Source organism: Flavobacterium sp. KBS0721 (assembly GCF_002007065.3).
Taxonomy (GTDB): domain Bacteria; phylum Bacteroidota; class Bacteroidia; order Flavobacteriales; family Flavobacteriaceae; genus Flavobacterium; species Flavobacterium piscis.
Map to the genome: position 1 here is coordinate 1,114,235 of NZ_CP042170.1, position 11,331 is coordinate 1,125,565.

Here is an 11,331-nt window from a genome sequence, read left to right on the forward strand (position 1 = left end):
ATTATAAATTATTGGTTAATTGTAATTTAATAAAAATTAACACTAAATTTAATACACATAAGCTACAGCTTCATACTTACCATCTGCTTTTTCAACAATACTCACAAACGGATATCCGCTTGAAGCAGATTGTGTCTTGATTCTCATAGCAGTCTGGTTTTTATTTGCAATTGGCGGTTCTCCTTTTGTCTTTGTCGAGACTCCTGAAAAATTAGCCACTTGTTTTAAACCTATTGTCTTGTCCTGAGATAAAACGGTTACTAATTTATAATCTGATTTTGAATCTACTATAACTTTATCAGAAACTTTTTGAGTTTGATTAGATTGTTTATTGGTAATTTTTGAAACGGCATATTTGCTAATTTTATGTTCTTCGGCACTTCCGTTGAAGGAATAATAAACCAAATCATTTTCGGCTTTTATAAAATTAACATCCAGTTCTTCACCATTGTGTTTTGTAATTTGGTGTGTTTGAGAAATTGCAATATTTGCAAATAAAATCGATAGCGTAAAAAATAGAATTTTCATAATATTAAAATTTAAGGATTAAAATTGTTTTTGTCAAAACGAAAGACAAAATTTCAAATAAGCCGTTAAAATTAATTTCATGAAATTTTCAAATTATGAACTACCCTCTGAAAAATACTTTTACGCTAGAAGTATTATCAAAATACAATCACAATTACAATCGACCATAAAACCAATCTTTAGAATTCAGATTTAGAATTAACCCCAAAACCAAAAATTATGCATTTTTAAATTTTAGAAAAATTCAGATTCGATTCTTAAGTGTATTTTGAAATTTGACACTTTAGATTTGACCTTTGGATAAAAATACCAACTTTATAAACAATTGTATGTTAACAACCCGTTAAACTAAGAAAATAGAGCTCAAAAACTTAAATAAAGCTTAAAAATCAATAATAATTCAAAAGATGATAAATGACATGGAAGAAATTAAAAAATAGCTTAAAATCAATTTATGAAAGTCATTTTTAATCAAATTCATCTATTAAAAATATAATTTATATAGTTTTAACAAATAATAATTAAAAAACATTAATAAATTAATTACAATCAATTTTAACGATTATAATAAATCAGAACTATTCTTAAAAATTACTCGATAAAAACAGAATTTGAAATTGATAACAAAATAATCATGACATTGATCTTGACGACAATTTTTAGATTAAAAAGCCGTAAAATAGGTAAAATTAAATCGAAAATTAAAATAAGGATCTCTGTTAAATGATTTTTTAAAAGATGATTAATGAGCTAAAGGAATTAAAAAACTACCTTAAAATTAATTTATGAAAGTCACTTTTAATCATTAAAATTTATATAAAATTAAAAATCATAATTTTAACATATAATAGTAAGAAACTTAAAAAATATAAATTACTATAATATAAATTGATTTTATAAATCTAGTAGAAGAAAATTAACAAATGAAATTTAAAAAGATATAAGATCTGACTAAATTATAATCAACCTACAACTTTATAAACAATTAGATGTTAACAACCCTAAAAACTAGGTAAAACTAGCTCTAAAATTAAAATAAAGGCTTGTATTTAATTATTTTTTAAAAGATGATTAATGAGGTGGAAGAATTAAAAAATTAGCTTAAAATCAATTTATGGAAGCTGATTTTAATCTACAAAAACTATTAATTTTCATTTATCAATAGAAAACATAAATAATAAAAAAAAGCGCTTATAAAAAGCGCTTTTCAATAGATTATATTGATATTATATCTTTACCATTTCCTTAAGAATTTCAATTTCTCTCTCAGAAGCATTTTTTGGAGGATTTGAAAAAGATTTCAAAATTTCGTCTTGAAACTGATTTCTTAAATTTAAATCTTCTATATCTCTTAAATTCAAAAGTGCTTTAGATCGAACATAAGTTGACTCACTTCTTAGAGACATTGTATATAATTTTTTAATATCCTCTTCTTCAAAATCCTTAGATTTCAAAATCGAATATTTCAAAATAAACTGAGCAAACAACAATGAACCTTTATTATTGTTGATATTCTTCTTTAATGAATTTTGCAATAAAGAGAAATTTGAAACATTTTTGATGCTCTCCCCTATTGCACTTTCGATTGCAATACGTTCCGGTTTGGTCTCAACTTTAAAATATTTGTTGATATCTTTTAAAGAATTATTGATGCTATTTTCTTCTTTTTTACCTTTCTCTTCCCAAGCATCTTTCAATCCAACAGTTTTGTTAAACACTAATTTTGAAGCAGTTGAATCTTTATCAACAGTAAAATAACCCAAACGTTGAAATTGGAATTTATCTTCGTTTTGAGCTGTTGATAAACTTGGTTCAACAAAACCTGTGATAATTTCTAGCGAATTTGGATTTACAAAATCCAGAAAATTTTTGTCTTTATAACTGTCCGGAGCTTCATCTGTAAACAAACGATCGTACATACGAACTTCTGCTTCAACGGCATGCGAAATAGAAACCCAATGCAAAGTTCCCGATACTTTTCTTTGGCTTGCCTCTGTCCCGCTTCCACTCAAAGAATCGGTATCATAAGTAACGTGAATTTCTGTAATATTTCCTTCTGCATCTTTTACAACACTTTCACCTTTAATGATATAGGCATTTTTAAGACGTACTTCTTTTCCTAAAGTCAAACGGAAAAACTTCGCCGGAGCTTCTTCAAGAAAGTCTTCTCTTTCTATGTATAATTCACGAGAAAAAGGCACTTTTCTGAAACCTGCATTTTCATCTTCCTGATTATTTTCGGCTTCAAGCCACTCCTCTTTTCCTTCAGGATAATTTGTAATTACCAATTTTACAGGATCTAAAACAGCCATTACACGAGGTGCAATTTTGTTCAAATCTTCACGAATACAGAATTCTAAAACCGATACATTTATTAAATTATCACGTTTTGCAATACCAATTGTATTAGCAAAATTACGTAATGAAGCAGCAGTATAACCACGTCTTCTTAACCCTGAAATTGTTGACATTCTAGGATCGTCCCAACCGTTAACATGCTTTTCCTTAACTAGTTGCTGTAATTTTCTTTTACTAACAACGGTATGTGATAAGTTACGTCTTGCAAATTCTCTTTGCTTCGGACGCAGTTTATTATCCTCTAAAATCTGGTCTAAAAACCAATCATATAATTCGCGGTGAGGCAAAAATTCAAGCGTACAAAATGAGTGTGAAATTTCTTCCAGATAATCACTTTGTCCGTGTGCCCAATCGTACATTGGATAAATTTTCCAGGCATCTCCGGTCCTGTGATGTTCTTTATGTAAAATCCTGTACATGATAGGATCACGCATCAGCATATTAGTAGATTTCATGTCTATTTTAGCACGAAGAATATGAGTTCCAGCCTCAAATTCACCGTTTTTCATTCTTTCGAATAAACCTAAATTTTCTTCAACAGAACGATTTCTGTACGGACTATCTGTTCCAATTGTAGACGGCGTTCCTTTTTGAATCGCCATATCTTCAGAAGACTGACTATCAACATAGGCTTTATCTTTTTTAATTAATAAAACTGCCCAATCATACAATTGTTGAAAATAATCTGAAGCATAACGTTCTTCTGCCCAGGTATATCCTAGCCATTCAACGTCTTTTTTAATGGCGTCAACAAATTCCTGTTCTTCTTTTTCAGGATTCGTATCATCAAAACGCAAATTTACAGGTGACTGATAATCAATTCCTAAACCAAAATTTAATGCAATAGAACTTGCATGACCAATATGTAAATAACCATTTGGTTCTGGTGGAAAACGAAAATGAAGTTTACTTTGCGAAAGACCTGATTTAAGATCTTCTTCTATGATTTGTTCAATAAAATTGAGTGATTTCTCTTCTGATGCCATTATTTTATAGTAATTTTAGCAAAGATAAAAAAGTTTACAGTTTTCGGTTTACAGTTTACAGTTTTCTTTAGAAACTTATCAGTAAACCAGAAACTTAATTTATTTGTACTTTGCATTAATATTCAAAGTTATGAAACAATTAACTGTTACAATTCCAGACGATTTTTACGATACTTTTATTAGTTTTTTAAAACGTATTCCAAATGTTTCTATAGACGAAAACACCGAAAATGAAATTCCCCTTTGGCAGCAGGAAATGGTTTTGGAACGTATGAAAAATGCTAAACCAGAAGATTATATAAGTTGGGAAGAAGCTAAAAAAGAAATGGATAAAAAATGGCTATAATAATAGTTTCGGGATCCAAATATTACAAGAATAAAATTATAAAAATGGGAGTTATAAAATTAAAAAACATCCGTACTTTTTCGTACCACGGATGCATGATTGAAGAAGGAAAAATTGGATCTGACTATACGGTTGATCTAAAAATTAAAACTAATTTACAGAAATCAGCCGACACAGATCATCTTGCAGATACTGTTGATTATGTACATTTGAACAAAATTGTGACAGAAGAAATGGCCATTCGTTCGCATTTATTAGAGCATGTAGCCCAAAGAATCAATATTCGAGTACTTGCTGAAATAGAAACTGCAAAAAAAACTACAGTTTGGGTTTCTAAAATAAATCCTCCTATTGGTGGTGATGTTGAATCAGTTACTATAAAAATGACGGAAATTAGAAAGTAATTCTTTCAAGAAAAAAAGTAATTTTTTAAAATACTTCATTTTAAACTTTTGAAATTTAAAGATTTTAGTTACTTTTGCCATCCGTTCAACTACGGCGTCGTGGCCGAGCGGCTAGGCTGGGCTCTGCAAAAGCTCCTACTCCGGTTCGAATCCGGACGATGCCTCTAAAAGAGATACAGAAATGTGTCTCTTTTTTTTTGTGCTTAATTTTTAGAAAAAATTAGATAAAGATTTAAGTTCGAATCCAGACGATGACTAAAAAAGAGATACAGAAATGTGTCTCTTTTTTTATGTTTAATTTTTAGAAAAAATTAGATAAAGTTTACGTTCGAATCCAAAAGATGGCTAAAAAAGAGATACAGAAATGTGTGTCTCTTTTTTTGTTTTTAATTTTTAGAAAAAATTAGATAAAGATTTACGTTCGAATCCGGACGATGCCTCAAAACCTTCAAAGTAATTTGAAGTTTTTTTTATGTTTAATTTTAGAAAAAATTAGATAGAGTTTACGTTTGAATGCAGACTATGCCTTAAAACCTTTAAAGTAATTTGAAGTTTTTTTATGTTTAATTTTTAGAAAAAATTAGATAAAGATTTAAGTTCGAATCGGGAAGATCCCTTTAAAACCTTAAAAAAAATTTGAAGTTTAATTCTAATTTTCCACAATCTTGTCATTTCGACAAAGGAGAAATCCCCGCAAGTAACTCCGCAACGAAAATCCAATCTTTGTCGAGCTTCTCGCGAGGATTTCTCCTTCGTCGAAATGACAAACTAGACGATTACATGTACTTATAAACACAAAAAAACCTCTGAAATTCAGAGGTTTAATTTTATATATTTGAGTTATTAACAACTACTTTTCAATCTTCTCAAAAGCATTTCGAACCATTTCTTTTTCTTTTGGAAACCAACCCTGAGTTATTAACACCAACCCGAAAACCATTAAAACAATACTAATTGCTTTTTTAATTTTTAAAATATTTGTTGGAGTCATTTTTGTTTTTAACTGTTTGGCTAATAATATTTTAAGACAATCAACAGCCAAATAAGTAATAATTACCGAAGCAAAAAAAGTAAACATTCGTGAGTTTTGCATTTCTAATTTTGGTCCTACAGAAATGATCACTGCTAACCAAAAACCTAATACACCAATGTTGATAACGTTGAGTAAAAATCCTTTTACAAACAAACTGCCGTAGTTTCTTTTGATGATATCACGATCAATTTCTTCATCATCAATTTTTTCTTCATTTTTTAATCTTATGAAAGAGATTATGCCGTAAGCCAGCATAATGATTCCGCCAAAAATAAAGAGTGCCGGTTTATCTTTTAAACTCTGAATCAGTCTGTAACTTCCTAAATACGCAATTCCTATAAAAAAAATATCACCTAATACTACACCAAGATCAAAAACTATTGCAGCCCTGAATCCTTTTGTAATACTGGTTTCCAGTAGTATAAAAAATACCGGACCTACCATAAAACTTAAAAAAAGTCCCCATGGCAGTCCAGCTAAAATATCATTTATCATTCAAATACGATTTATTTTACTTCTTCTATTTTACCCCCAAAAACCGTTTTCTGATTAATTTGTTTCGGTTTTCCATAAATGTAAATAGAGCCTCCTGCGCTTACTTTAGCGTCGACAAGGGTTGATGCATTCACATCTGCTTTTCCGCCCGCAGAAACGCTTACTTTAGTCTGAGACGTGGCTAATTTACTTCCAAGGAAATATCCTCCAGCTCCTAAACTTGCATCAAGATTGGCTGCTTTACCTGTTGCAGTAATTTCTCCTCCTGAAACTGAACTTACTTTTAGTTTATCAACATCTAAATCTACATTGATTTTACCGCCTTCCTGTGCACTAACTTTAAAAGAAGTTGCCTTTATAGTTCCGTCGCTTTTTACATCGGCACCTTCATTAACATCAATTAACTCTATATGTTTATAATACAAAGTTACCTGAAGATCATTTCCTGACAAAAGTTTAGGAAAAGGCATTCTTAATTTTAATATTCCGTTTTTGTTTACAGCTTCCAGTTCTGCTTCTCTCGTTCCTTTTATAACAACTTTATTTTCAGACGACTGAACTAATTTTACGCTTAATTTATCGTAAACTTTTACAGTATCAAATTCACCTAACTCTTTGGTAACCTGACCAAAAGACATTTGAACAAATAAAATTGCCGCTCCTATAATTAACTTTTTCATACTTTTATTTTTATAATTAAACCTCTATTCTGCTCTTCTCAAAAAATGAAAATCCAGTTGTTTTTTCACTAAATCTGCATTTTTAACTTTTACATATATTTCATCTCCAAGTTGTAAAATACTGTTTGAAGTCGCTCCTACCAAAGCATATTGCTTTTCATCAAAAGTATAATAATCATCTTTTATCTCTCTGATTCTTACCATTCCTTCGCACTTGTTCGAAACAATTTCAACATAAATTCCCCATTCTGTAACTCCTGAAATAACTCCAAGGAATTCTTCGTCCTGGTGATCCTGCATGTATTTAACCTGCATGTATTTGATACTGTCACGTTCAGCATTTGTGGCTAAACTTTCCATATTTGAACAATGCTGGCATTTTGTTTCATAAACTTCTTCGTCTACAGATTTACCTGCATCCAGATAAAATTGCAGCAAACGATGTACCATAACGTCAGGATAACGACGAATTGGCGAAGTAAAATGGCTGTAATAATCAAAAGCTAAACCGTAATGACCAATATTCTCTGTTGAATATTTGGCTTTACTCATACTTCTAATAGCAAGAGTATCAATTAAGTTTTGTTCTTTTTTACCGTTTACTTCTTCCATCAAAGCATTCAATGATTTAGAAATATCGCCTTTGTTACGGAAATCTATTTTATAACCAAATTTAGCAATTACGGTTTGCATCGCAATCAATTTATCTTCATTTGGTTCATCGTGAATTCTGTAAATAAATGTTTTCTTTTGTTTACCAATGTATTCCGCCACTTTTCTGTTGGCCAAAAGCATAAATTCTTCAATCAGATGATTGGCATCTTTTGAAACTTTGAAGTATACTCCTTCCGGTTCTCCTTGCTCATCTAAGTTGAATTTTACTTCGACTTTATCAAAAGAAATTGCACCATTTGCCATTCTTTTCTTTCTTAGAATCTTAGCTAATTCATCTAATTTTAAAGTAGCTTCGGTAATTTCATCAGAAACAACATAAGATTCTCCCGTGATCGAAATATCAACCGGAATTGTATTGTCTTTTGTTTCAATGATGTATTGTGCTTCTTCGTAAGCAAAACGCTGATCTGAATAAATTACAGTTCTTCCAAACCATTGGTTGATAACTTGTGCAGTTGGAGAAACTTCGAATATTGCTGAGAATGTATATTTCTCTTCATTCGGTCTCAACGAACACGCAAAATTAGATAAAACTTCCGGAAGCATTGGTACTACTCTATCTACCAAATAAACCGAAGTTGCACGTTGATACGCTTCATCATCCAGGATTGTTCCTTCTTCAAGATAATACGAAACATCGGCAATATGAATACCAATTTCGAAATTTCCGTTTTCTAACTTTTTGAAAGACAAGGCATCATCAAAATCTTTTGCATCTTTCGGGTCAATCGTAAACGTTAGCGTATCACGCATATCACGACGTTTTGCAATTTCAGATTCCTGAATTGATGTGTCTATTTTTTGTGCATAAACCTCTACTTCTACCGGAAAATCTGATGGTAAACCATATTCAGCCAAAATAGCGTGAATCTCAGTATTGTGTTCTCCTGGTTTTCCTAAAACTCTAATCACAGATCCAAACGGACTATCAGCTCTTTTTGGCCAGTCTTCAATTGTAACCAAAACAACATCACCGTTTTCTGCTTCTCCAATTTTATCTTTTGGAATAAAAATATCGGTATACATTTTAGGATTTGCAGTAGATACAAAGGCAAAATTGGCCTGAATATCAATAACTCCAACAAACTCTGTTTTATTTCTTTCTACAACTTCAATTACTTCGCCTTCAGGTCTTTTCCCTTTTCTTCGGTTATAAACATAAACTTTTACTTTGTCTTTGTCTAAAGCACGATTCAGATTATTGGTTGGGATAAAAACATCTTCACTAAAATCCGGACAAACAAAATAAGCCGTTTTTCTGCTGGTCATGTCTATTGTTCCTTCGTAATAATCCTGACTCTCTGCTTTTACTAAATATTTACCAGGTTCAGATTCTATAATTTTTTTTGAAGCGGCCAGAATTTTTAAATCTTTTATAATCTGGTTTCTGCTTTTTGTATCATCAAGTTCGAGCTTTGCTCCTATCTGTTTGTAATTAAATGCTTTATTAGGACTTTGCGATAAAATTTTTATTATTTTACTAGAGAAATCTTTCTCATTTTTTATCGGCTTTCTAATTTTCTTACTCATATATCTTTTCTTAAAAAGTTAAAATTACAAATAAGATATCAGATTATAGATTTTAACAAATAAATTATTAAAAATATAACTTTCAAAGGGAGATCTTATATTGATTTTAAAGGTCATTTGTAAATCGTATATTCAAAATTATGGCGAACGACAAATTTTTAGTAATGCTCATTTCGTATATTTACAAAAAGACCCTTTATGGAAAGCTTTAAAACCATTGCCATATTCAATTATCAGCACGAAACAATCGTTCTAAAGCACTTATTAGAGCAAGAACAGATTCCGTATTACTTTGAGAACGAAATAACCTTATCTGTCGTCCCAATGTACACCACAGCGTTGGGCGGAATCAAACTGAAAGTTCATCCCAACGATTTCGACGAAGTTCAGCAAATTCTTGACAATCTTAATAACCCACTTAAAATTGTTTAAACTCATCTAATTTTTCAATTTCAGGAATTTTTTTTCTTTTAAAATTTTCAAAGTTGTCAACATATATTAAATACAACAAAAAGAAAAATTTAAATTAAATTAATTTTTGTTTGTTATTATAGCTTGTTAATATGTGCTATAAATTTATTTTTAAAAGCATTGAAATGAAGTTTCTCTTAGTTATCTTGAGTTATCAACATACTTATATTTTGTTAAGGGATTCATTTATAAGACTTTTTGTATTTTAATTAACAATGGTTGACAACCTAAAATAGATTCATTTTGTAGATAAGTTCACATGTTGATATTTGTTGAAAATGGCATTTTTGATATTGATAACTTTTCTAAAAATTCATCAAACTTTATTAGGTTATTTCATCCCGGTTTTGGATTAGGTTTTTTTTCGACACAACCAAAAAAAACTTCTAATTTTCTATCCGAACTTATTAACAAATAATGTTAATTTAAAGTTAACTGAATATCAACGAATTACGTTTTGGTATTAACAATATAAAATTTTAACAAAAATATTATTTATTTCTAACTGATTATCAGATTCTTATAGAGATAGTAAAATTGTTAATAACCTATAAAGTTTTGATATAAAGCTAGTTGTAATTCAGTATTATTGTTTAGCAAATGATGCGACATTTTGCTGAAATTGATATAAAATTTGAATTTGTTAATATGTACTAATCTGTGGCAAAAGTAGTCGAAAGAGTGCGATTTTTTTGCAACGAATTGCACGAATGAACACGAATCATTTTTTCATTTTTTAAAACTATACTTTCAAAGTTATAATGAAATAAATTAGTGAAAATTAGTGAAATTCGTGGCAAACATTTATTATTTAAGTAAATTTGCAAAACACAACTTAATAGTATTTAAAATGAAAATTTCGATAGGAAACGACCACGCAGGACCAGATTATAAAAAAGCAATCGTTGCAATGCTTAAAGCAAAAGGATATAAAGTAACCAATTATGGTACAGATTCTGAAGATTCTGTTGATTATCCTGATTTTGGACACCCGGTTGCCAATGATGTATCTGAAGGTAAAGCTGATTTTGGAATCGTGATCTGCGGAAGCGGAAACGGAATTGCAATGACTGTTAATAAACATCCTAAAGTAAGAGCCGGTTTATGCTGGACCAAAGAAATTGCTTATTTAACGCGTTTACATAACGATGCTAATATTGTGAGTATTCCGGCGCGTTTTACATCGATCCCGCAAGCGGTAGAAATTGTTGAAACGTTCCTGGCAACTGCTTTTGAGGGTGGAAGACACCAAAACAGAGTGAACAAAATTGCTTGTCAATAAAAAGTCAAAAAAATTGGGTGCTTCGCACTAATATAAATATTAAGCCGGGCGGATTTTTAAAATTCACCCGGTTTTTTTGTATTCAAAGAATTTAAATTCAGATAATTATAAGGTTATTAACATTGTTAATTATCTATCATTAGTCAAAAATAAAGCAATATTAAAAACATCTACATTATAAACAAACAAAAGAACAGCAATCAAGATCTGAATAAAAACAATTGCCGAAAATTTTAAAATAAAAGAAGCCTTACTGGTTTTATGTCTAAAGATGATCATTGCAAATAACAAACCTACAGAACCTCCAAAAGCTGCAAGTGCAAAAAGTGTATTTTCGGGAATTCTTCTTTTATGATTGATTGCTAAATACTTATCGTATCCAGCAAAGATAAAGGCAGCACTATTTATAAGTAGAAAATAAAATAACAGAATGTTCATTGGCTTAAAAATAAAGATCAAAGATATTATTTTAAGAAGCTAATGCAGTAAATCTGGTTATTTTCGCAAATAAGTTTATTTTTGTTAAAATTTAACTCCCCAAAT

The 11,331-nt window shown here is 30.1% G+C and carries 10 protein-coding genes and 1 tRNA gene; 5 read left to right on the plus strand and 6 right to left on the minus strand.

Going from position 1 to position 11,331, the window contains the following annotated elements:
• Positions 1-48: 48 nt before the first annotated feature.
• Together B0M43_RS05025 and B0M43_RS05030 are read right to left on the minus strand one after the other, a co-directional pair.
• On the minus strand, positions 49-528 hold the full coding sequence (locus B0M43_RS05025) for a hypothetical protein (RefSeq protein ID WP_065451801.1): 480 nt from the start codon (positions 526-528) through the stop codon (positions 49-51).
• A 1,226-nt stretch (positions 529-1,754) separates the two neighbouring features.
• Positions 1,755-3,872: a glutamine--tRNA ligase/YqeY domain fusion protein gene (locus B0M43_RS05030; RefSeq protein ID WP_078006626.1), complete on the minus strand. Its 2,118-nt coding sequence runs from the start codon at positions 3,870-3,872 to the stop codon at positions 1,755-1,757.
• 130 nt (positions 3,873-4,002) lie between these two features.
• Between B0M43_RS05030 and B0M43_RS05035 the strand changes: the two genes are divergently transcribed.
• The 3 genes from B0M43_RS05035 to B0M43_RS24410 all read left to right on the plus strand — a co-directional run bounded on the left by B0M43_RS05035 (position 4,003) and on the right by B0M43_RS24410 (position 4,786).
• Positions 4,003-4,218 (plus strand): hypothetical protein, encoded by a 216-nt coding sequence (locus tag B0M43_RS05035; protein WP_078006625.1) that lies wholly within the window; start codon positions 4,003-4,005, stop codon positions 4,216-4,218.
• 44 nt (positions 4,219-4,262) lie between these two features.
• Complete coding sequence (gene folB / locus B0M43_RS05040; RefSeq protein WP_078006979.1) at positions 4,263-4,622, plus strand: dihydroneopterin aldolase; 360 nt, start codon at positions 4,263-4,265, stop codon at positions 4,620-4,622.
• A gap of 93 nt (positions 4,623-4,715) precedes the next feature.
• Positions 4,716-4,786: transfer RNA gene (locus B0M43_RS24410), tRNA-Cys, on the plus strand.
• A gap of 686 nt (positions 4,787-5,472) precedes the next feature.
• Here B0M43_RS24410 and B0M43_RS05045 read toward each other — a convergent pair.
• The 3 genes from B0M43_RS05045 to rnr are packed head-to-tail and all read right to left on the minus strand — an operon-like array spanning position 5,473 to position 9,035.
• Positions 5,473-6,150, minus strand: coding sequence for a LysE family translocator (locus B0M43_RS05045; RefSeq protein ID WP_065451798.1), 678 nt, complete (start codon positions 6,148-6,150; stop codon positions 5,473-5,475).
• Positions 6,151-6,161: 11 nt separating this feature from the next.
• Positions 6,162-6,830 (minus strand): head GIN domain-containing protein, encoded by a 669-nt coding sequence (locus B0M43_RS05050; RefSeq protein WP_065451797.1) that lies wholly within the window; start codon positions 6,828-6,830, stop codon positions 6,162-6,164.
• A 24-nt stretch (positions 6,831-6,854) separates the two neighbouring features.
• Positions 6,855-9,035 carry a ribonuclease R gene (gene rnr / locus B0M43_RS05055; RefSeq protein WP_078006624.1) on the minus strand — a complete coding sequence of 727 codons (2,181 nt, stop codon included), beginning with the start codon at positions 9,033-9,035 and terminating at the stop codon, positions 6,855-6,857.
• 198 nt (positions 9,036-9,233) lie between these two features.
• Here rnr and B0M43_RS05060 point away from each other — a divergent pair, with 198 nt between their 5' ends.
• Entirely contained in the window at positions 9,234-9,467 is a 234-nt protein-coding gene (locus tag B0M43_RS05060) for a DUF2007 domain-containing protein (protein ID WP_078006623.1), read from the plus strand.
• 889 nt (positions 9,468-10,356) lie between these two features.
• Positions 10,357-10,788 (plus strand): ribose 5-phosphate isomerase B, encoded by a 432-nt coding sequence (gene rpiB, locus B0M43_RS05065; RefSeq protein ID WP_078006622.1) that lies wholly within the window; start codon positions 10,357-10,359, stop codon positions 10,786-10,788.
• Positions 10,789-10,917: 129 nt separating this feature from the next.
• Here the strand turns inward: rpiB and B0M43_RS05070 are convergent, their stop codons facing one another.
• On the minus strand, positions 10,918-11,226 hold the full coding sequence (locus B0M43_RS05070) for a DUF1294 domain-containing protein (protein WP_078006621.1): 309 nt from the start codon (positions 11,224-11,226) through the stop codon (positions 10,918-10,920).
• Between the last annotated feature and the right edge of the window lie 105 nt (positions 11,227-11,331).